Raw genomic sequence first — 20,591 nt, 5'->3', positions numbered from 1 at the left:
ACTCAGACCCCCAGGATCCGGCCCACGCGCCACTCGTTGCCGTCGCGCGTGACCTCGGTGAGGAGAACCTTGGACTCGTTGTACTTGCGGTAGCCGGCGACCGTGGTGTTCACGGTGACCTTGCGCCAGACGCGCAGGGGCGTGTCGACCTGACTGCGCACCCGGTCGTCGTCGGCGGGGCCGACGGTGACCTTGTCCACGGTGGACACGCCGCCGTTGGAGACCATCTCGTTCCACGCCGCGTCGTCGAACTTCTTGAGGTTCTCGCGCAGGGCGGAGGTCATCCACGGCGCTGCGCGGTCCACCACCGCCTTGTGAGTCTTGTCCACGGGCGGGTTGCGGGCCCAGTAGACCCGCGCCCATCCCTCCGCCGCCTTCTCCGGCTTGCTGAGGTCCACCTTCGGCAGGGCCGGGGCCGAGGCGGAGGGCGACGGGGCGGCGGGGGCGCCGGCCCCCTGGGCGGGCGCCGACTCCGTCCGGGTCTCCGGCGCGCTCCCCGCCCGTACGACCTTCGCCGGGGCGTCGTTCGGCCACCAGTGGGTGGCGGCCGCGCCGAGAGCCAGGAACCCGGCGATCACCAGGATTGCGCCGCCCGCGGTGACCGGCTCCCGGCGCCGCTCATCCGCAAGGCGCCGCTTGAGCTCCGCCTTCTGGTCCTGGCGGTAGATCTTGCGGGCCCGGCGGCGCACGGACCGCTTGGGGGCCTCTTCGATCTCCTCCGGGTAGTCGTACGGGGTGTTGAGCAGCTCCCGCCACTCGGCCGGGGTCTGCGGCCCGTTGTCCTTGCTCACGAGTTCCCCCTGCGGCGACGCCGGTTGGTTGTGGGTGCCGGAGCGGCGGAACGTTTCGCCTGGGCCGGAGCACTCCGGCGGCTCGCGGCGCCGCCCGAGGCCGCGGCCGTGCTCGCCGTCCGGCGGGCCTCGGAGATGCGCTGCTGGCGCGGCGGCGGGGTGTGCGGACGCGTGGGACGGAACCGGTGGTTGGCCTGGCCGCCCTTACCGTCCTGCTTCGCAGAATTGAGCCGCGCACCGTTCTGCGTCAGCGGCCCCTTGCTCCCTCCCTGCGCTGCACCCTGCTGGGGACGGGCGCCGTTCGGACGTGCGGAGTTCGGACGTCCGGTGTTCGCCTCCCCGGAGCGGGCCGTGGCCCGCGCCCGGATGTTGCCCACGGCGGTGGTACGCCGCTCCGGCAGGGTCGCGATGGTCTTGCCGCCGGGCGTATCGAGGCCGCCCGCACGGCGACGCTCGTTCTGGGAGTTGGCGGAAGCGCCCGGGCGACTCGCCGCGCCACCGCCGGAGCGACTCGCTCCGCCACCGGCCGCGGCATCGGAGGCCCAGGAGGCCATGGCCTGGAGACCGCGCTCCTTGGCCTTGCCCAGCTGCTCGACCCCTGCGGAAGCAGCCCTGAAGCCGCCCCGCGCAGCGGCGCCGGCACCCATCTTGATGCCGCCCACCGCGGCGTCCTTGGCCTTCCCGGCGGCCCACTTGGCGGGACGTGCCGCCTGGCGGCCCGCCCAGCCGGCGGGCTTGCCGACCATCCGGCCGGCGAGCCTGCTGGCCCCGCGTCCCATGGCCATGCCCATCGCCGAACCTCCCGGAGTCAGCGCGCCGGTGACACCGACGATGCTGTCCATCACGGCGCGGAACTTGAACGCCACGATCGCACTGGTGATGCTGACGGCGCTGGCGGCGAAGTAACCGCCGGAGCCGCCCAGGAATGTGATGCTGACCGTGTTCAGCACCAGGACGACGCCGAGCACCATCGTGCTCACGAACGACTGCAGGGCGAAGCCCAGCAGGGCGTCGAACCAGCGCAGGCCCCACTGCCGCGGCCTTCCGGGGATCACCCACAGGCAGGCGAAGACCACACCGGCGAGCAGCAGCATCAAGGCACCGATCAGCGAAGCGAGCGAAGCGAAGGCCAGGATGATGGCGAGGATGGCGAACAACGTCGCACAGACGAAGGCGGCCAGCGCGACCGTGACACGGCCGGCGTTCTTGCCCTGCCGCCACTTCATGGCCGGTTTGCCGAGCGCCTCGTCGCTGAGCGTTTCGCTCAGGAACTGCTCCCGCGCGTCGTCGAAGTCGTCGTCGTCCGTCGGCTGGTCCGTCTTCTGAAGGACCCGTTCGCCGAATTCCTTGCAGGTGTTGAGGTTGCCGAACTCGGCGATGCACCACGGCGTGACGACGTAGGACCGCCAGATCGCATCGGTGGACTTGCGGACCAGTTTGTCCTTCTTGGTCTGCTCGCTGTCCTTGTCGTTCTGGCTGAGGTCCGGGTTCTCCCCGATCGCGATGGGCTCCTGCGATTTGCCGGTCATGCCGGCGCTGGTGGCCTCCATCGCGATGGTGGAACCGACCTTGCGCACGCTCTCGAGGCTGTCGACCCACACGCCGGGGGTACTGATGAGGGACACGGCCAGAATGCCCGAGGCCGCCACCCAGCCGAGCTGGCCGAGACTGCTGCCGGCCGCCTTGCGGTGATTGGCCCAAGCGACCAGCGCGCCCACGGCGAGGGCCGAGGGCAGCAAGGTCGAGGAGACCGTTCCGCCCGCCTTGGAAATGGCCGTGGTGATCGCGTCGTGGATCTCTTTGACGTCGGTGAAGCCCAGCGTCCACTGTACGGCGACCACGGCCGTCTGGGTGATGAAGACCGTCAGGCCCATGAAGAGATCGGAGATGCCGTTGAGCATGCTCCAGCCGATGTCCTTCCACCCCAGCTCGTTGTCGAGCCGGTAGTAGAGGACGGACCCGTACTGCTCGTAGAGGGTGGAGCCCTTACCCTCCCCGACGCGAGGAGTCTTCAGCAGGTCGCCAATGCCCGCGGGGTTGTACTTCTTGTGCTTGTCTTCGGCCGCCGCGGCCCCCGCGGTGACCATGAGCGTGGTGAGCGCGCCGAGGAGGGGTATGACGACGTTCCTGAACCGGGGAAGCCTCATTCCGGGGACCTCATCAGGACGTTGCGGACCGGATTGCCGGCGGACATGTCCTCGTCCCGGACAGTGACCTTCTGGTCGACCAGCCACGCGCCGTCAGTCTTGAGCATGCGCATGGCCTGCCGGCGAACGGACGCCCCCGCACCGTCGGCGGTGGTCTGCTTCACCATCAGGCCGGTCCCCTGGGGGTGCGTCCCGATCGGCGACACGTCCACCGGCGACCCCTCGACGCTCACGGTGACCTCGGACCCGGGCTTCCCATCGCCCAGCTCCTCGAAATGCTTCACGCACCCGTCGAAGCTCCCGTCGCCACCACGCCTGTTCGGCGTCATCAGGCTGCACATCGTCCGCACGTCGTGGGCGACATACGCCTTCACGTACCGGACCGCGGCATCCTTCATCGCCGCCGTGTCCTTCGCCCGTTCCCGCGCCTCCGCGTCGGCCCGTTCGCGTTCTTCCTTGGTGACCCCAGGGTTGCCCCGGCTCTCGCCGCCCTTGTTCTTGCCATCACCCGACGACGAGCACCCGGCGACCGCCAGGACCGACGCCGCCGCAACCGCCACTGCCGCAACCCGTTTCACGCCATTGCCTCCTCGGGTTCGGTCTTGCTCATGGACACCGCAGGCTGTTCCGCGACGACGCCGGTCGTCTTCGGCGTCGTGTTCAGCAGCTCCAGCATCTCCATCGACGGCACGTCGAACTGCACGGTCGCGCTGCTGAAGCGGCGGTCGCGCATGATGCAGTGGCCGTGGCGGATCTCCTGGGTCACGTCCACGCCGATGGCCTGGATGAGCTGCCTCGTGTGGTCGCCCTTCGGCAGGTCCAGCAGGTCCGCCATCGCGTCCTGCTGCTCGGGCGTCGTCAGCTGGAAGCCGAAGACCGTCGTCATCTGCTCGACGAGGCCCGTGAGGCTCGCCAGCGACTCCGGGTCCTGGGTGTCGACGACGAGCGCGGTGTGCAGCGCTCGGCCGACTCGGGCGATGTACTGGAGGAACGAGCTGCCCTCGCGCGTGGCCGTGAGGACGTGGACCTCGGGCACCGCGACGACCTTGCGCAGGCCGCGCAGGTCCTTCCGGCCGGCCATGCTGATGCCGTAGGCGAGCAGGGAGTGGACCAGTGCCACCGAGAGCCGCTGGTGGACGGACCAGTCGTCGCGGGCGTCGTCGGGCGACGGCAGGGTGATGCCGGGGACCTGGACGACCCAGATGCCGGGCGACGGGGTGATCAGCGTGGTGCCGGAGGGCTTGCCCATGAAGGGCGCGCCAAGGCCGGTGAGCGACAGTTCGTAGAGGGCGTCGCCGGCCTCACGGGCCAGTTCGTCCTCGGAGCGGCGCAGGTACTCGATGACCTTCCACGTCGCCGGGTCGCCTGCGGCGATGATCTCGTTGACCGCGCTCTGGATGGGGGTCTCCGCACCGCGCATGCGCAGGTGCTGCGGCAGGGCGATGCCCAGCTGCGCCGGGACCTCGGTCTGCGCGCGCTCGGCGCTCTCACCGGACAGCAGGGTGAACAGGTCGGCCACACCGGCGTACTGGGCGCCGGTCTCGATGACGTGGGCGTTGAGCCCGTACCGCTGGCCGGCCGAGACCAGGCCGCCCATGTCGCCCTTGAAGTCCAGCGCGAGCACGAACGAGCCGCGGAAGCCGGAGTCCAGCAGGGACAGCATCATCGCGGTCGTCTTGCCGCGGCCGCTGCGGCCGATGAAGGCCGAGGTCGTGGCGTCACCGCGCTCGGATCCGCCGGTCAGGTCGTTGCGGACGACGCCGGGCGTCGAACCGGTCAGGTAGCCGATGATCGGGCCGGTGTCGTCGCCGACCGCCGCGCCGCCCCAGAACCAGGAGCCGGCGAACGCGCCTACCGTGCGGGTGTGCACCAGGTCGGGCACGCGCAGTATGTCGCCCGCCTGGGTCTCCAGCCACAGCTCGCGCTGTTCCTCGGCGCCGATGCTGACCTCGATGCCGAGGCCGCCGTAGAAGCCGATGACGGCGTCGCAGCGGGCCCGCAGGTCCTCCAGGGAGATGTCGCTGGTGACGACCAGCCGCGGATGGTCCTCCAGCAGCGTGACGTCCTCGCGCTTCATGTCGCGCGAGAGGGACGTCATCGTCTCCTCGGTCTCCTCGATCTCCTGCGCGGTCTCGCCCGCGGAGTGCTTGGCGGCGCTCTGCCGCTGCTCCTTGGCGAGCCGGCGGACCTCGTCGATCTGCTTCAGGGCGTCCCGCTTGTGCATCACCTTGAAGCGGACGGACGGCTCGGGGTTGACCGGCTTGACCTGGATGTCCGTCCCGTAATCGTCGTCGTCCGCGTATTCGGGCACGTACGTGATCTCGGCGACCGCCCGCAGCCACTCGCCCGCCCCGGGCGATTCCATCTCCTCGGGGAAGCCGTCCATGGTGAGCACCGAGACCCAGGTGCTGGTCTCGCCGCGCTGGTCGACGATGCGCAGGTGGTCGGGGTAGGGCAGCACGCGGCCGCGGGTGAGCTGGGCAAGCTTGGCGCCGGTGATCATCCCGTCGGCGTCCGGGTTCGGCAGGACCGTGTCGCGGCGCTGCTCACGCGCGATCATCCAGGCCAGCATCTCGACGGCAGCCGGCTGTGCCTTCCACGGCGTCGTCTCCAGCTGGCGGCCGAGGCGCCGGGTGAGGGCGTCCAGCCGGGCGATCTCCTTCGGCGAGACCGACGTCGAGCCGATGCCCAGCGCGTTCTGCGCCCCTCTGCTGCCGCGGGCCTTGGCCTGGTTGGAGCGTTCGGCGATGCGCACGCCGAGCATCAGCATGCGTGTGGGGAGCTCGAGCTGGTTCAGCCGCTCGACCCGCATGTCGGCCCAGTCGGCGAAGTTGCCCGCCGTGAACAGGCTCTCCGCCTCGTTCCGGTACTCCTCCGCGTTCAGCGGCGCCCACAGGACCTTGAGGTGGCAGTCGTAGCCCGAGAGCGTACGGGCCAGGGCGCTGCTGGCCTGGTCGTGCTCGCCGTCGCGCGCCGATTCCGACATCAGGTCGGTGTTGGAACTGCCCAGCACGAACCACGCCTCGGCGTGCGTCTCGGTGATGACCAGGCCGTCCGCCAGTCCGACGTAGCGCGGGGGCGGGGCGGAGCGGTCGCCGTCGACCCCGAAAAAGCGGGCGATGCCCTTGGTGAACTTCATCGCGAATCACATACCTTCCTGGCCCGCCCTGGCCCGCTGGGCGGCCATCGGCGCGGGCATGGGCGCCGTACGGCCGCCCGTCCATACCTGCTGAGCCGGCTGGGCCTGCCGGGCGGCCCGCTGCTGCGCGGCCTGCTGCCCGGCCGCCTTGCGGTCCTTGGCGGACAGGCTGCGCATGCGGGCGCGATAGACGTGGTCCGGCCCGTACAGGCGGGGCCGGGCATCGAGCTTGACGGCCCGGCCGGCCGTGCGCTGCGGCTCCTCCGGGCCCAGGAGCCCCTCGAAGACGCTCATGCCGGGGTAGGAGAGGGCCTGCTCGGTCTTCTCCCCGAGCCGGGCCCGCAGCGGCAGCCACTCCGAGCGGTCGGCGGCGCGCCGGCCGCCGTTGATGACCGGCCGGTGCCCCACCATCAGGTACCGGATGGTGAGCGCCCACTGGGTGAGGTTCCAGCGCCGCTCATTGCGCCGCGAGCGCTGGGACCCGTAGAAGGTGATCAGTGCGGGCGGGGCGAAGTAAAGGGTGAAGAAGAGCTCCGACGGCCAGCCGAAGACGAGGAGCAACGCGCCCATCCACACCGCGTAGATGACCGCGCCGGTGACGAGGACCCGACGGGTCGGGCCCTCGCCGAGGTCCATGCCGAGCAGCTCGTGCTGGCGTGTCTCCAGGTCGAAGTGGCGGGTGAAGGTATGCCCTACCCTCATGCGCCCGCCACTTTGGTCCAGATCGCCGTGAGCATGCCCTTGGTGCTGTCCGACGCGTAGACGAAACCGGCCACGACGACGCCCGCCATGAAGTGCGCGAGCAGCTCGCCCCACTCGCGCTTCGCGTAGTGGCCGATGGCCCGGACCGCGAGCACGATCAGGAAGATGTTGCCGGCGAGGGTGATGACCCAGTTCTTGAGTTCGGCGCCATTGGTCAGCGCGAGTTCCATCATTTTCTTCCCCTTGCTTGGAGTGGGAGCGGACAGGTGAGGACGCCCGGCCGCCCGGCCGGGCACGACGGCACGGCCGGCGGCAGGTGCGGCCGGAGCCGGGAACAGGGCCGTGGCCCCGCGCGGGTGCGGGACGCTCCGGCCCTACGAGGACATGCCGCCGTGGATCTCGGAGACCTGCCAGCGCTCGGCCTTGGCCGACGCCACGCGGGTCAGCTTGACCCGGTAGGTCTCCTCGAGTTCGGCGCCGCCGGTCAGCCAGGTGACGGTCGCGGTGCCGATCCGGTCGGTACCGCTGCCCTCGTCGACCGACCAGTTGCGGAGGCCACCGAGGCTCACGCCGGGCGGGAGGGGCGCGACGGAGGCCCCGGGCGCCGCGACGGATTCGGCCTCACCGGTCGCGTACTTGGTGAAGAACTCCTCGACGACACCACGCGTCTTCTCGCTGAAGTCCAGGTCGGTGGACTTGGCGTTCAGGGCGGGCGCGGACGTGCCGACGGTCGGCACGCCGACCATGCCGGGATGGCCCGTCACGACGATGCGGCCGGAGGTGTGGACGACGGGGATCTCCAGGCCGACCCAGCGGGGGCCGCTTGCGGCCCGGGGGTCCTTGTCCTTCCCGTCGTCCTTGGCGGCCTTGTCGTCCTTCTTGGGGTCGTCCTTCTTGTCCTTGGACTTGTCGTCCGTCTTGGGCGACCCGTCCGTCCCGGAGCCCTTGACCAGCACGTCGACGCGGACGCGGGCCCTCTTGTCCTTCTCCTCGGTGACGGCGCCCGGCTGGGCCGCGAGGACTTCCTGGTGGCCCTTCTGGTTCCAGCCGGCGGCGGTGTCGACGCCCTTGGCCATGTCCCGGGCCAGGGCCTCGGCGCGCGCCTTGGGGTCGCTCTCGTCCCAGCTCAGGTACGACCGCGCGAAACGGGCGGCGACGGCCTGGGCCTCCTGCACCGGATAGGTGGGACCGCTGCTGACCTGGACGGGTGCCTTGGGCGGCTCGGGCGCCCAGAACCACGAGCGGATGCCCGTGATCGCGGCCAGGGCGACGACGGCCCAGAGCGCGCCGCGACCGGCCTTGACCAGGAACTTGGTGCCGCTGTTCTCGTCCTCGAGCTGCCAGGGCAGGTCACGGCCCTTGGCGGCGTCGGCACCCGTGCCCGCAACGGCACCGGCCCCGGCACCTGCTGCGGCAGCCGGGACGGGCTGCGGGGACGGGGTCTGGCCCTGGAGCCGGGCCGCCGCGTCGGTCCACTGCTGGAGTCCGGCGGGGGCCTGGCGCGCGGGGGAAGGCTGCCCGGCCGGCGGAGCGGGGGCAAGGTCGGCGGGCGGGGGGCCCGGCAGAGAGGCTTCGCCCTTCCTGCCCTTGCCCTTGCTCTTGGCCTGGACCTTGGCCGCGTCGCTCCGCGGCTCCGGCAGATTCAGAATCCGCCGCATGACCGTCTTGAACGTGCTCAACCCTGGTGACCCTTCCCCCGTGCTAGGCCTGAGTGGCTGGACAGTACTTGGCCCATTTCTGATCGTCAAACAGCTTGATTTGAACAGAAGCTGTTGGGATCTGAACAACTACGGAACAGTGACCGCACCCCGAATTCACGACATTGCGGGCGGTTCGGGGTGAGAGGTCATCCGCTACGTGGCCCACCTCACCTGACCAGGGGCCCCCGGTTCCGCGACTGGGACGGCGGCGGGTCGATTCGGGGCCCGGCCGTCTTTTGCCGGGGTTCTTCCGCGGGGGGTTTTGTGGCCAACCTGTTGCGTAGACCCTGGGTTTCTCCCAGGCCCGGCCCGTCCAGCCCGAGGACCGCACGCTCGGCCTGGGCCTTGGCCTCGGCTTTGGCCTGGGCCTTGACCACGTTCTCGGCGAGCTTCTCCGCTTCCTTCTGGCGGATCAGCTCCACGTGCTCCGGGGGCACCCGGGGATTGAGCTCGTCCCGGATCAGCTGCTCGCCGATCCGCTCCTGGCCGGGCGGGATCTCTACGTTCTTGTACCGCTCGTTCTGCAGGTGATTGGCGGCGTCCTGGTAGGACTTCGCCAGCCTGCCGTCACCCTGGCTGAGCTCATCGAGTTCATTCCCGCGGGAGATCTCGTAGAGCTCGTGATTCTCCATCTTGGCTTTGAAGCTGTCCGGAGTGTGGAACTGCAGCTCGAACTTCTCTTCCGACTCCGTGTGCTGCCAGGTGGTATTCACCCCCTTGTACACCGGGTCCTGCCAGGTGTTCTTCTCGGCAGTGGGCTCGTACCCGGACTCACGGAGCCGTTCGTAGGTCTGCTCCACGCCTTCGGTGTAGGAATCCGGCTCGAAGGTCAGGGTGTACCGATTGAGGTCGTTGACCTTGCGTGCCGTCTTCTCGACCGGGGTATTCCACTCCGTGGCGGCCGTCGCGGCTTTGCGCCGGAACGAATCCACGTCCTTGAGCGAATACTCCAGACCCTCCAGCTTGCCGCCGTGCGACTGGGCCGTCGCCTGCTGGACGTCCTTCATCATGGCGTCCATGCCGTCCCGCGCGGCGGCAGCCCGCTCCCACCGCTCGGTGACGACACGATTCTGTTCCGGGCTGAGCTTGTAGCCCTCGCCCTCCCAGGCCCCCGTTTGCGCACTCACAGCTCGGTGACCCCCGTCAGACCGAACAGCTCCTGCAGCAGCGCCTCGGCCTCATCCGCACTCAGTTCCTTCAGATAAGGAGGATTGGAGGTGCGCAGGTCGCGGGCGTCGAAGACCGCATTCGTGGGACCCCAGACCTCGCCCCTCTGGAACGACTCGTCCAGACGGCGCTCGGGGCTGCTCCGGCGCCGGACGACGGTGGTGGGCTGCTCGCCGTCCTTCCAGTCCTCCTCGTCGACGTAGAGCGCCCAGTAGCGCATCCACACCTGCCGGTCGGCCTCCAGCGCGACGGCCCGCTCCGCCGTCACCGGGTACAGCTCGTCCGCGTCCGGGGCGGACTTGACCGTGCTGTCCTTGAGGGCGTGCCACTGCCAGTCCAGCAGCGAGAGGTATTCCCACTCGTCGCCCAGCCGGCGCCAGAGGCCGGACGGCCGCTCCTCCGTGTAGGGCGGGGCCGCTTCCACAAAGTATGCGTACTGCTCACTCATCACTTGCTTCCCTTCGCAGGAATCTCGCTGTACCGCCGGCTCTGAACCACCTTCGCCGCGTCCTCGTCGGACTCGGCCGTGTTCTCCGCCTCCTCGCCCAGGGGGCGGAGCCGGCTAGAGCGGTACAGATCGTAGAGAAGGTGGTTCTCCGTCTTCACCCGATAGCTGTCGGGCGTGTGGAAGGCGATCTCGAACTTCACCGTGCCGTCGGGCTGTTGCCACACCGCGCGGAATCCCTTGTGGACGGGATCCTCCCAGGTGTTCTGCTCCGAATCGGGGACGATGACGTAGCCGCGCTCGTGCAGCAGGGCGTACGTGTGGCGGACGCCTTCGGTGTACGACTTCACGTCGAAGACCAGGGTGTAGCGGTTGAGATCCTGGACCTTGCGGACGATCGTTTGCAGGGGGACGCGGTCGTCCAGTTCCATGGCGGCCTTGCGGCGGAAGGCCTTGAGGCCTTTCAGGCGGTGCAGTTTGCCTTCCAGTTTCGCGCCGTGGGAGTCCGCCAGGGCCTGCTGAACGCCTTCCATCACCGCGTCCAGGCCCTTGTGGGCCACCCTCGCCGCCTCCCAGCGGGCCGTCACCACACCGTTCTGCTCCGCCGTGAGTTCCAGGCGGCGGCCCGGTTCCGAGGCGTCGTCCTTCCAGGCCGCGACGGCCTTGTTCGTCGTCGTCACAGCTCCGTCGCCCCCTTCGCGCCGTGGAGTTCCGTCAGCAGTCGCGCCGCCTTCGCCGCGTCGATCTCCACCAGGTGCGGCGGGTTCGAGGGGCGGGCGTCGAAGAAGTCGTGGACGGCCTGCGTCGGGCCCCACTCGTTCCAGGTCTTGTACGCCTCGTCGTAGATGCGCTCCGGGCTGCGGCGGCGGCGCACCACCGACACCGGCTGCTCCCCGGCCCGGTACGCGGTCTCGTCCGCGTACCGCGCCCAGTAGCGGACCCAGCCCTGCCGGTCCGCCTGCAGCTCCCCGGCGCGGTCGGCCGTCACCGGGTGGCGCGCGGCCTCCGGCGGCGGCAGCCGGACGGCGGTCTCCGCCGCCTTGTGCCACTGCCAGTCCAGCAGCGACAGGTACTCCCAGTCCTCGTCGCGGCCCGCCGCGCACCGCCACAGGCTCGACGGGCGCTCCGCCGGATACTCCGGTGCCGTCTTCACGAAGTAGTCGTACTTCGCCTGCTCCAGGCGGCGCCTCTCCGCCTCCGCCTCCGCCATGCGCTTCTTCAGCGCCGTCCCGTCCGTCGGCCGGCCGGGGCGGTCCGGGGAGTGGTCGTCCTCGCACTCGCTGAACATGTAGTGCTGCCGGATGCGCTCGATCGTCGGCCACAGCCACATCTGGTGCCAGTACGCGAGGTCGCTGCCCTCGCGCGACGGGTCGGCGTCCGCCTCCGTGGCGGCGCGCCAGGACGCGTGCAGGGCGGCCAGTTCCTCCGTGACGCCGCCGTGCAGCGGCCAGCACGGCCAGATGCGCAGGTGCAGCTGCGGCGCGTAGTGCCGGCCGAGCCAGTCCAGCCAGTCGGCCAGCCCGCGCCAGTCGGCCTCCGTCGCGCGCAGCGACCACGGCTGGTGGTCGGTGCCGGCAGCCGCGCTCCCGGCGGGGCGCGCCGTCGCCGCCTCCACCGCGTGCAGCCGGTCGATGACCTCCCCGACGACCTCCGTGATCTCGGCCTGGTTCGCCTTGATGCCCGTCGCGAAGTTCTTGACCGCCGCTTCGAGCTGGGTGCGCCACTCCCGGAGGGTTTCGATCTCCTCCTTGAGGGCCCTGACTTCGTCCCGCAGTTCTTCGTCCCGCAGTTGGTCTTCCACGCCTTACCGCGCCTCCTACGTCCTACGCGTCCACGTCCTACGCGCCCACGTCCTACGCGCCCGCGCTCTCCAGCGGCGGCGGCCCGATCCGCGACGCCCTCGTCGCGTGCTCGCCCGCCCGCAGCGCTGCTCCGTCCCGTCGCTGGTCCCACGGCAGCAGCTCGGCGATGACGCCCGGCGCGCCGCGGAAGAGGAGGAGCGCCCGGCCGTGCGGCAGCTGGCGGATCTCCTCGGGGCGGAGGATGCGGCGTTCGCGCTCGACCTCGTTGGTGCCGTAGCCGAAGAGGCGCTGGGTGTCGCGCGACTTCGAGAGTTCGACGAGCTCGGCCTCGCCGACGAGCTCGGAGAAGCGGCGCAGCGCCTCGACGTCCTTCAGGCCGCCCATGACGAGGGTGGCCGCGGCGTTGTCGAGGAGCGTGTCGGCCTCGTGCTGTCCCCACCGGAGCACGGCCTGGGCCAGGGACTGCAGGGCGTAGACGATGTGGATGCCGTATCCGCGGGCGTCGGAGGCCAGCGACGGCAGCTTCGGCAGCGGGGCCACGTTGGCGACCTCGTCCAGGACGAGGCGCAGGAACGGGTCCAGCCGGCCCGACGGCAGCCGCGGCGCCCGGCGCTTGGCCGCGTCGACGACCTCGCCCAGCAGCATCGTCGTCAGCGGCGAGACGTTCGTCGAGGCGTTGGAGTCGCTGATGAGGACCAGGGTGTCGCGGGAGGCGACGAACGCGTCCGGGTCGAAGGTCGGCACGCCCGGCTGCGGGGTGACGCAGCGCAGCACCTTGCGCAGGGCGAGCGGTTCGATCTGCGCGGCGAGGGTCTGCCGGGTCGAGGCGACGGTCTCGTCGGCACCGGTCGACACGGAGCGCAGCAGGACGTCCCAGCCGGGTTCGGCGTTGGGGTGGTCGGTGAGGATGGCCCGCGGCTCGCTGGCCTTCTCCAGGTTGGTGGCCCAGCGCATGACGTGCTCGATGGTCTTGCCTTCGAGGGCCGCGGCGTGGAGGAGCCTCGTCAGCGCGGACGACGCCGTCTGCTGGAAGAAGCTGCCGTTGCTGGAGGAGCTGTCGTCCGCACCCATGCCGACGGAGAACGACAGGGCGCGCGACGTGGCGGTCTCGCCCTCCTGGCACCCGGCCACCGGGTCCCAGACCATCTTGTGCGGCCAGCCGACGGTGTCGAGCGGGTCGAAGACCCACACCCGGCCCATGCGCGAGCGCGGTTCGGCGATGACGTCGAGGACGTCGGCGCGCGTGGAGGTGACGACGAGCGGCCCCGGCGCGTCCAGGCACGCGGGGATGACGACGTTGCGGGACTTGCCACCGCCGGAGGGAGCGATGACCGCGACGGAGTCCTCCGGCGTGGCTACCAGCGGCTGCCCGGTGCGGACCTGCGTGCCGAGCATCCAGCCGACCTCGCGGAGCTCCGCACGCGCCGCGGCCTTGGGGTCGAACTTGCCGTCCTTGCCGGCGAACGACGTCGCGCGCGTCATCTTGGCGGCCTTGCGGGCGCGCTTCTCGCCGAGCATGTCGCGGGCCTCGGTCGCGGAGGCGAGACCCTCGCCGCCCGCGCCCCGGACACGGCGCTCCCGGGCCCGTACGGCCAGCATGACGAGCGCGATCGGGCCGAGGAGGAAGCCCAGCCAGACCGCGAGGGTGACATTGGGCGACGCCGGCACGATGCCGTCACCCAGGCCGGTCAGCGGCTTGTGCGCCGCGAGGGCACCCGCCGTGGCCAGGACGTTCGACAGGGCCATGTTCTCGGCCGTGGCCCAGACGGCCAGGTGCCAGCTGACGACGACGGCGACGAGCACCGCCGATGCCTTGACGAGGGCGATTTCACCCTTGGGTCCGCCGCTCTCGTACTTGCGTCCCACTTTGCGCGCCGCTGCCACGCCGTGGACCCCCGTCCCTTGCTTGATGTGATCTCTTCAGATCGCTGCGACGTTAACACCTCTGTGCGACAGGTCAGGAGTTCGAGGCGGGGGGCGGGGAACTACGCAGCGAAGGTGTTACGCAAGGGGGACGCCGGAGGGCAGCGGGCGCCGGAGGGCAGCGGGTGCCGAAGACGCCGACCGGTTACGCCGCAGCGCGGTGCGCGCGCCAGACCGGGCTGTCCACGTAGTGGTTGTCGTAGCGCTCGGCCGACTCCTTGATCTCCTCGACGCTCGCCTCGCCCCGGGCCACGCGGTCCAGCAGGCGGTAGTAGTCGAAGCGGCCCATGCCCGGCGTGAAGACGACCAGGGCGTCGGCGGAGCGGCCGGCCGCCGGGGCGAAGGCGTGGGGCATGCCGGGCGGCACGGCGAGGAAGTCGTTCTTCTCCAGCGTCACGACGGTCTCCCCCGTCAGCACCTCCAGCGCGCCGTCGAGGACGAAGAAGAACTCGGTGGCACGGGTGTGGAAGTGGGCCGGGGCGCCGGCCGTGCCCTCGGCGAGCGTGGCGCGGTTGCTGGTGAACGCACCGCCGGTGGTGTCCGAGTCCGCGAGGAGGGTGATCAGGGAGCCGGGGGCGTCGCTGAGGACGGTGGCCTCGGCGGCGCGGACGAGCACGGGGGCGGTGGCGGGGCTCTGGGACTCGGACATGGGGGGCTCCTCTGAAGTGCGGTGATGCAGTGTGTCGTTCGTTCTGAAGATCAATCTACGGGGTCGAGTGTCCAGGGCTGTGGTGCACTTTGCGCACAAAATCGTGGGCCACTTGGGCGGCCCGCCGGCCTCCGCTCCCGCCCCGCGCCGGCCCGTGGCCCCACCCCCGCCCGCACCACCAATTCGCAATGACCACCGGCACTTTATGGAACCACGCCGTCACCTGACGGAGTGAGAAAACCTCGCTTCACCTGCCACCCAGTTTTGCCGAGAATTGTTCACGGACGTGCCATGAACTCCCGGGTATGGAGGTTTCGATGGAAGGAAAAGTCGCTCTCGTCACCGGGGCGGCAGGCGGAATAGGAGAATCGGTCGTCCGCACGCTGGCAGAGAAGGGAGTCGCCGTAGCGGCGGTCGACAAGGACGAGGTCCGGCTGCGGGCCTGCGTCGAAAAGCTCACCGCGGACGGCCTGCTGGTGGAGGCATTCCCCGGGGACGTCACCTCCAGCCCGGAAGTGGAGGCGGTCGTCGACGCGGTCGAGCGTCGCCTCGGACCGCTGGACTACCTGGTCAACGCCGCCGGCGTGCTCCGGCTCTCCGAAGCGCGCCGGCTGACGGACGAGGACTGGAAGTTCACCTTCGCCGTCAACACCAGCGGCGTCTTCTTCGTCTCCCGCGCCGTCGTCAACCGCATGGTGCCGCGCGGGCGGGGAGCGGTGGTGACGGTCGCCTCGAACGCGGCCGGCACGGCGCGGGTGGAGATGGCGGCCTATTCGGCGTCCAAGGCCGCGGCCACGATGTTCACCAAGTGCATGGGACTGGAGGTCGCCAAGCACGGGATCCGCTGCAATCTGGTGGCGCCCGGCTCGACCGAGACACCGATGCTCAGTGATATGTGGAAGGACGGCGACGCGGCCCGCAAGGCGTCGATCGAAGGCGTCGCGAGTTCGTACCGGGTGGGAATTCCGCTGCGGAAACTGGCCCGCCCGGAGAATGTGGCCCAGGCAGTGGTGTTCCTGCTGTCCGACGCGGCGTCCCACATCACGATGCACGACCTGACGGTGGACGGGGGTGCGGCGCTGGGTGTCTGAACGGCACGCCCTCGAATCCTCGAGCGCCGTGCGGGCGGTTCGCCCGTACGGCGCTCGACTCGTACGCACGGCATGTACTTGCCCGGGCGACGCGCTTCTGCCGCGACGGCCGATCGCCGTCGCGGCAGAAGGAAGAGGAGGAGGGAGAGGAGGCAGAGGAAGAGGAGGCAGAAGAGGACGAGCCCCGGTCTAGACGGCCCCGCCTCCACCCCCGCTCCGGGCAACCCCCACCACAGCCTCCGGCGGCGCCGCGCTCCGGACGGTTTCCGCACCGGCAGATGCGGAACCGCCCCCGCTCCGCGCCCCCCGCGCCCCGCCCCGCGACCGCAGCAGCACCGCCGACACCACCGCGGAGGCCGCGAACGCCGCCGCCGCGATCAGCAGCGCGAAGGCGTACCCGGAGCTCGTCGCCGAGCCGATGCCCTTCCCCGCGTCCCGCAGGCTGCTCGCGTGGGCCGTGGCCAGGGAGACGAGGACGGCCAGGCCGACCGTGGGGCCGACCTCCATCGCCGTGTTGACGACGCCGCCGGCGAGCCCGGCGCGCTCGTCCTCGACGTCCTCCAGGGCGACGACGGTCGACCCGGAGAAGACGCACGCGATGCCCACGGGGAAGACGATGAGGCCGGCGAGCAGCGTGCCCGCGTAGGCGCTGTCCGCGCCCAGCTGCCCGATCAGCACCAGCCCGGCGGCCGCGACCACCAGCCCGCCCACCGTGACGGCACGGCCGCCGAAGCGCCCGATCAGCCGCCCGGCCAGCATCCCGGTGACGACCTGCGCCGCGCTGAAGGGCAGGAAGGCCGCGGACGTCAGCAGCGGGGAGGCGTCCCGCACCTCCTGGAAGTACAGGGACAGCAGGAAGAAGATCGTCGACATTCCGGCCGAGCCGATGAAGACGGCCCACAGGGCCGTGGCCCGGTGCCGCCGTGCCAGGAACCCCAGCGGCACCAGCGGGTGCGACACCCGCAGCTCGACCGCCACGAACGCGGCGAGCAGCAGCACCCCGGCCGCGATCGGCCCCCACACCACGCCCGCGCCCCAAGGCCGCTCGCCCGCCTCCACGAGCCCGTAGCTCATGACGGTCAGCCCGGCCGTGACCAGCACCGCGCCCGGCACGTCCAGCGGCACCCGCACCGGATCGGGCCCCGCGGGCAGCACCCGCCGTGCCGCGACCACGGCGACCAGCGACACCGCCACGGGCACCACGAACGACCACCGCCACGACACCCACGTCGAGACCGTCCCGGACAGCAGCATGCCCGCCGTCGCCCCGAAGCCGGCCAGCCCGCCCCACACCGCGAGCGCCCGCGCGTGCCGGGCCTCGTCGGGGTAGAGGGAGCGGACGAGGGACATCGCGGCGGGTGCCGCGAGCGCCGCCCCGACGCCCTGGACGAAACGGCCGCCCAGGAGAAAGGCGAAGCCGGGGCCGAGGCCTGCGGCCGCCGAGGCCAGCCCGAAGACGGCGGCCCCGGCCACCAGCGCCCTGCGCCGCCCCATGAGGTCCGCCAGCCGCCCGCCCAGCATCAGCAGGCCGCTGAACGACAGCCCGTACGCGGCGCTGACCAGCGTCAGCTGCGCACCGGACAACCCGAGGTCGTGCTGGATCGCCGGCAGCGCCGGCGACAGCATCGTGATGGCCAGGATCAGAACGACCTGCACGGCGCCCAGCAGGGCGAAACCGCGTCCGGTGCGCGCGACCGCGCCCGGAGCCGGTGCGTAACCGGAGGACATGACTTCCCTCTTTCCGTGCTCTTTCTACGGCTTGCCCTGGATGTGGTTCGCTCGTCGCATGTACGTGCGTAATTACGTAAGTGCGTACACGCGCACGCCCGCATGTACGCACGAGGGGAGGCCTCACCCCCGTCCCGGCAGCCTCACCGACTGCTCGTGCCGGAACACGTCCCTCGGGTCCCACCGCGCCTTCACCGCCTGCAGCCTGCGGTAGTTCCCCTTGAAGTACAGCTCGTGCCACGGCACTCCGGATCCGTTCCACCGCGCCGTGTTCAGGTCGGCGTCCGCGTAGTTGACGAAGCAGCCGTCCGTCACGTCCCCCGGCCTGGGCACGCCCCCGGACGCCGCGTAGACGTCCTGGTAGAACTCGCGGATCCAGGTCAGGTGCCGCTCGTCGTCCGCCGCGTTCTGCCAGAAGGTGATGTAGTGCAGCTTCATGACGGAGTCGCGCTGCGGCACGGCCGTCTCCGCCGGGCCGACCGCGTTCACCCGCCCCCCGTACGCGCTGATCATGACCACGGACATGGGCCCGGAGAAGTCGTCCCGGGTCAGGTGCCGGTAGAACGCCTTGAGCTGGTCCTCCGGGAACCCCTTCCGCATGTACGCGGACTTGGCCTTGAACCGGGTCGTGGTGTCGGGCGCGGTGAAGCCCGGCCAGGACGTGGTGGCGTGCAGCCAGGAGATCGTCCGGCGGTCGTCCACCCGGTGGCGGACGCCCACGCCCTGGGAGACGGTGGCCAGGAAGGCGTCCAGCAGCCCGGACGCGTTCGGTACGGACGCGTCGATCTGCGTCGTCATGGAGAACGACCCGGCGGACTTGTGCGTCGGCTTCAGCTGGCTGAACAGGCTCGCGTACGGGGAGCCGGGCGCGCTGTTGCGCTCGCACCACCGGCCGTAGTTCCGCAGGATCGTGGTGAACGCCGCCTCGGTCATCCCCTCCCACGGCCAGGTGACCGTGGAGACGTGCACCTCGGACGGCGGCTGCGGCAGCAGCCCGGCCGGGTCCGCCCCGCCTGCCCCCGGCGACCGCATCAGATACCGCGTGACCACTCCGAGCGCGCCTCCGCCCGCGCCCGTGTGCGCCCACAGCAGCTCACGGTTGGGATCGTTCTCCTCCCGCGTGGCGACCACCTTCCGGGCGGTGCCGTTCGCGTCGACGACGACCGCCTCGATCCCGTACAGGTGGTCCACGACGAGGCCGTGCAGCCGGGACAGGGCCCCGTAGCCGCCGCCGACGATGTGCCCGCCCGCGCCCACCGAGGGGCAGGTGCCGCCGGGCACGGTCACGCCCCAGCCCCGGTACAGGGCGCGGTAGGCGTCCCCCAGGCGGGCGCCGGGTTCGATGAAGAAGGCGCGTCGGCCGGCGTCGTAGCCGACGCGGTCCATCGAGCCCGTGTCGATGACGAGCCGTACGTCGTCCGTGGTCACGAAGTTCTCGTAGCAGTGGCCTCCGCTGCGCACGGCGGGCTTCCGGCCGGTGTCGACGGCCTCCTGGACGGCCGCGAGCACGTGGTCGGCCGACCCGACGAGGCGTACGGCGTCGGGCGTGCCGACCCAGCGGCGGTTGGCGCCCCAGACCAGGTCGGCGTAGCGCCGGTCGGAGGGGCGGACGGTCAGCGGCCCGAAGGCAGCCGCCTCGGCGCCGGGGCCGGTGCCGGGTCCGGTGCCTTCGGCCAGGGCCGTCGCCGCCGGGCCGCCCAGTGCCGCCGCCGCACCCACGGCGGCGGCACCGGCGACGACCTGGCGGCGCGAGTACGCCCTGGTGCCGTGCTCACGCATCGCCGGCCCCCTGCAGGGCGTTGCGCCGCAGCACCGCCGTCATGGCGTCGAGGGTCGCGGCGAAGTCGGCGTCGAGTTCGTGGAGGTAGGAGTTCTCGCGCAGCACGGCCGACGACGGGGCCTCGGTCAGGGTGATGCTGAGGGTGAGGGTGAGGTCGCCGTCCTCGTCCTCGCCCACCTGGTTGGTGATCACCGCGAGGTCGGAGGAGTCCGCGTGCCGGAAGGTGATGCGCCCGGCGGCCTCGTCCGGCGTGACGCGCTGGACCAGCAGCCGCGAGCCGCGCCGGGCCTCGCGCAGGAACCCGTCCTCGTAGCGCTCCAGGACCCGGCACTCGCTGATGGCGGGCACGTAGCCGACGGGGTTCTCCGCCTTGTGCAGCAGGACGCGCCACAGCTGCTCGCGCGTGGTGCACGGGGTTCCGGTGTTACCGGCAGAGGCAGCAGTGTCTCCGGTGTCTCCGGTGTCTGCAGCGTCGACCTTGCGGGTCCACGAAAGCGTAATCATGCGTTCTCCTGCGGGCGGCGGGGGCAGCGGGCAACGGGGAAGGGGAAGGGGAAAGGGGCCCGGCGAAAGGCCGGTCAGTGGGAGTCTTCGCCGCATTCCGGAGCCCGGTCAAAACCCTTCCCGCTACTGCGTCAGGTGCCGCGCACCGCCCCCGACCGCGCCCTTTCCACCTGACGAAGTGCGCCACGCGCATATTCGCCCGGCGCCCGACTCCCCTGATGCTGGAGGCAGTTGATACGACCCCCACCGGCAGCCGACCCGGCATCCGGCCCGGCATCCGATCCGGCAGTCGCAGAAACAGGAGAGAGACGCGATGTCCAAGCGATTCACAGGCAAAGTCGTCCTGGTCACCGGGGGCGGCGAGGGCATCGGCCGCGCCGCCGCCTTTGCGTTCGCACGTGAGGGCGCCGAGGTCGTGGTCGCCGGCCGGCACCCGGAAATGCTCCACGACACCGTTGAGGAGATCAAGGCACTCGGCGGCAGCGCCAGTTGCGGAATTGCCGACGTGACCCACCACGGCGAGGACGGCGGGGCGTCCGACGCGGAGGCGATCGTGGCCGCCGTCGTCGAACGGCACGGGCGGCTGGACGTCGCCTTCAACAATGTCACCGAACTCGGCCCGAACCAGCCGGTGGCGGAGATCTGCGAAAGCGTCTGGGGCGAGACCCTGGCCGCCAATCTGACCGGCGTGTGGCTTTCCATGAAGCACGAGATCGCGCACATGGAGCGCAACGGCGGCGGCGTGATCGTGAATACGGCCAGCAACATCGGCAGCCAGGGCATGCTGCCGGGGCTCGGCGCGTACGCCGCGTCGAAGGCCGCGGTGAGCACCCTCACCCAGACCGCCGCCCGCGAATACATCGGCAAGGGCATCCGGATCAATGCGATCAGCCCGTGCCCGCTGGGCCGCGGCGCCAAGGTGGAGGAGATCGCCGACACCGTGCTGTGGCTCGCCTCCGACGAGGCGTCCTACGTCGTCGGCCACGACCTGGTCCTGGACCGCAAGACCGCCGTCTGACCGTC

General features: G+C 70.9%; 18 protein-coding genes. 2 read left to right on the top strand and 16 right to left on the bottom strand.

Annotated features, from left to right (window positions below):
• Window positions 1–2 precede the first annotated feature (2 nt).
• The 13 genes from AS857_RS34800 to AS857_RS34740 all read right to left on the bottom strand — a co-directional run bounded on the left by AS857_RS34800 (window position 3) and on the right by AS857_RS34740 (window position 14,465).
• Window positions 3–791, bottom strand: a complete 789-nt coding sequence (locus tag AS857_RS34800; RefSeq protein WP_058047463.1) for a hypothetical protein — start codon at window positions 789–791, stop codon at window positions 3–5.
• Complete coding sequence (locus AS857_RS34795; RefSeq protein ID WP_058047462.1) at window positions 788–2,938, bottom strand: type IV secretion system protein; 2,151 nt, start codon at window positions 2,936–2,938, stop codon at window positions 788–790. The genes AS857_RS34800 and AS857_RS34795 overlap by 4 nt, the downstream gene beginning before the upstream one ends.
• Window positions 2,935–3,516: a hypothetical protein gene (locus AS857_RS34790; protein ID WP_144440922.1), complete on the bottom strand. Its 582-nt coding sequence runs from the start codon at window positions 3,514–3,516 to the stop codon at window positions 2,935–2,937. The genes AS857_RS34795 and AS857_RS34790 overlap by 4 nt, the downstream gene beginning before the upstream one ends.
• Window positions 3,513–6,077 carry an ATP-binding protein gene (locus tag AS857_RS34785; RefSeq protein WP_058047460.1) on the bottom strand — a complete coding sequence of 855 codons (2,565 nt, stop codon included), beginning with the start codon at window positions 6,075–6,077 and terminating at the stop codon, window positions 3,513–3,515. Before AS857_RS34785 ends, AS857_RS34790 begins: the two co-directional genes overlap by 4 nt.
• Before the next feature lie 6 nt (window positions 6,078–6,083).
• On the bottom strand, window positions 6,084–6,779 hold the full coding sequence (locus AS857_RS34780; protein ID WP_058047459.1) for a hypothetical protein: 696 nt from the start codon (window positions 6,777–6,779) through the stop codon (window positions 6,084–6,086).
• Window positions 6,776–7,012 carry a hypothetical protein gene (locus AS857_RS34775; RefSeq protein ID WP_063804439.1) on the bottom strand — a complete coding sequence of 79 codons (237 nt, stop codon included), beginning with the start codon at window positions 7,010–7,012 and terminating at the stop codon, window positions 6,776–6,778. The genes AS857_RS34780 and AS857_RS34775 overlap by 4 nt, the downstream gene beginning before the upstream one ends.
• Window positions 7,013–7,153: 141 nt before the next feature.
• On the bottom strand, window positions 7,154–8,458 hold the full coding sequence (locus AS857_RS34770; protein ID WP_058047457.1) for a conjugal transfer protein: 1,305 nt from the start codon (window positions 8,456–8,458) through the stop codon (window positions 7,154–7,156).
• 188 nt (window positions 8,459–8,646) lie between these two features.
• Window positions 8,647–9,606 (bottom strand): hypothetical protein, encoded by a 960-nt coding sequence (locus tag AS857_RS34765; RefSeq protein WP_058047456.1) that lies wholly within the window; start codon window positions 9,604–9,606, stop codon window positions 8,647–8,649.
• Complete coding sequence (locus AS857_RS34760) at window positions 9,603–10,094, bottom strand: hypothetical protein (protein ID WP_058047455.1); 492 nt, start codon at window positions 10,092–10,094, stop codon at window positions 9,603–9,605. The genes AS857_RS34765 and AS857_RS34760 overlap by 4 nt, the downstream gene beginning before the upstream one ends.
• Window positions 10,094–10,771, bottom strand: a complete 678-nt coding sequence (locus AS857_RS34755) for a hypothetical protein (protein ID WP_058047454.1) — start codon at window positions 10,769–10,771, stop codon at window positions 10,094–10,096. The genes AS857_RS34760 and AS857_RS34755 overlap by 1 nt, the downstream gene beginning before the upstream one ends.
• Window positions 10,768–11,892 carry a hypothetical protein gene (locus AS857_RS38330; protein ID WP_058047453.1) on the bottom strand — a complete coding sequence of 375 codons (1,125 nt, stop codon included), beginning with the start codon at window positions 11,890–11,892 and terminating at the stop codon, window positions 10,768–10,770. Before AS857_RS38330 ends, AS857_RS34755 begins: the two co-directional genes overlap by 4 nt.
• A 52-nt stretch (window positions 11,893–11,944) precedes the next feature.
• Window positions 11,945–13,759, bottom strand: a complete 1,815-nt coding sequence (locus tag AS857_RS34745; protein ID WP_058047452.1) for a type IV secretory system conjugative DNA transfer family protein — start codon at window positions 13,757–13,759, stop codon at window positions 11,945–11,947.
• 202 nt (window positions 13,760–13,961) lie between these two features.
• The gene (locus AS857_RS34740; RefSeq protein WP_058047451.1) at window positions 13,962–14,465 is read right to left on the bottom strand and encodes a cupin domain-containing protein; all 504 of its coding nucleotides are present in this window, start codon (window positions 14,463–14,465) and stop codon (window positions 13,962–13,964) included.
• A gap of 317 nt (window positions 14,466–14,782) precedes the next feature.
• Here AS857_RS34740 and AS857_RS34735 point away from each other — a divergent pair, with 317 nt between their 5' ends.
• On the top strand, window positions 14,783–15,556 hold the full coding sequence (locus AS857_RS34735) for a 2,3-dihydro-2,3-dihydroxybenzoate dehydrogenase (protein WP_058047450.1): 774 nt from the start codon (window positions 14,783–14,785) through the stop codon (window positions 15,554–15,556).
• 189 nt (window positions 15,557–15,745) lie between these two features.
• On the opposite strand, the gene AS857_RS34730 is transcribed toward AS857_RS34735, so the two are convergent.
• The 3 genes from AS857_RS34730 to AS857_RS34720 all read right to left on the bottom strand — a co-directional run bounded on the left by AS857_RS34730 (window position 15,746) and on the right by AS857_RS34720 (window position 19,568).
• On the bottom strand, window positions 15,746–17,284 hold the full coding sequence (locus AS857_RS34730; protein ID WP_063804438.1) for an MFS transporter: 1,539 nt from the start codon (window positions 17,282–17,284) through the stop codon (window positions 15,746–15,748).
• A gap of 123 nt (window positions 17,285–17,407) precedes the next feature.
• On the bottom strand, window positions 17,408–19,063 hold the full coding sequence (locus AS857_RS34725; RefSeq protein WP_058047449.1) for an FAD-binding oxidoreductase: 1,656 nt from the start codon (window positions 19,061–19,063) through the stop codon (window positions 17,408–17,410).
• Window positions 19,056–19,568, bottom strand: coding sequence for an SRPBCC family protein (locus AS857_RS34720; protein WP_058047448.1), 513 nt, complete (start codon window positions 19,566–19,568; stop codon window positions 19,056–19,058). Before AS857_RS34720 ends, AS857_RS34725 begins: the two co-directional genes overlap by 8 nt.
• A 313-nt stretch (window positions 19,569–19,881) precedes the next feature.
• Between AS857_RS34720 and AS857_RS34715 the strand changes: the two genes are divergently transcribed.
• Entirely contained in the window at window positions 19,882–20,586 is a 705-nt protein-coding gene (locus AS857_RS34715; protein ID WP_058047447.1) for an SDR family NAD(P)-dependent oxidoreductase, read from the top strand.
• The last annotated feature ends 5 nt before the right edge of the window (window positions 20,587–20,591 follow it).

Source organism: Streptomyces roseifaciens (genome assembly GCF_001445655.1).
GTDB classification, from domain to species: Bacteria; Actinomycetota; Actinomycetes; order Streptomycetales; family Streptomycetaceae; genus Streptomyces; species Streptomyces aureoversilis.
Note: the sequence above shows the minus strand (reverse complement) of the source record. Positions and strands in the feature narration are given on the sequence as shown.

Excerpts from the sequence above, each read along its gene's own strand:
- AS857_RS34795 (WP_058047462.1), bottom strand. The coding sequence starts at position 2,938 with ATGAGGCTTCCCCGGTTCAGGAACGTCGTCATACCCCTCCTCGGCGCG.
- AS857_RS34785 (WP_058047460.1), bottom strand. The coding sequence starts at position 6,077 with ATGAAGTTCACCAAGGGCATCGCCCGCTTTTTCGGGGTCGACGGCGAC.
- AS857_RS34780 (WP_058047459.1), bottom strand. The coding sequence starts at position 6,779 with ATGAGGGTAGGGCATACCTTCACCCGCCACTTCGACCTGGAGACACGC.
- AS857_RS34775 (WP_063804439.1), bottom strand. The coding sequence starts at position 7,012 with ATGATGGAACTCGCGCTGACCAATGGCGCCGAACTCAAGAACTGGGTC.
- AS857_RS34760 (WP_058047455.1), bottom strand. The coding sequence starts at position 10,094 with ATGAGTGAGCAGTACGCATACTTTGTGGAAGCGGCCCCGCCCTACACG.
- AS857_RS34740 (WP_058047451.1), bottom strand. The coding sequence starts at position 14,465 with ATGTCCGAGTCCCAGAGCCCCGCCACCGCCCCCGTGCTCGTCCGCGCC.
- AS857_RS34735 (WP_058047450.1), top strand. The coding sequence starts at position 14,783 with ATGGAAGGAAAAGTCGCTCTCGTCACCGGGGCGGCAGGCGGAATAGGA.
- AS857_RS34730 (WP_063804438.1), bottom strand. The coding sequence starts at position 17,284 with ATGTCCTCCGGTTACGCACCGGCTCCGGGCGCGGTCGCGCGCACCGGA.
- AS857_RS34725 (WP_058047449.1), bottom strand. The coding sequence starts at position 19,063 with ATGCGTGAGCACGGCACCAGGGCGTACTCGCGCCGCCAGGTCGTCGCC.
- AS857_RS34720 (WP_058047448.1), bottom strand. The coding sequence starts at position 19,568 with ATGATTACGCTTTCGTGGACCCGCAAGGTCGACGCTGCAGACACCGGA.
- AS857_RS34715 (WP_058047447.1), top strand. The coding sequence starts at position 19,882 with ATGTCCAAGCGATTCACAGGCAAAGTCGTCCTGGTCACCGGGGGCGGC.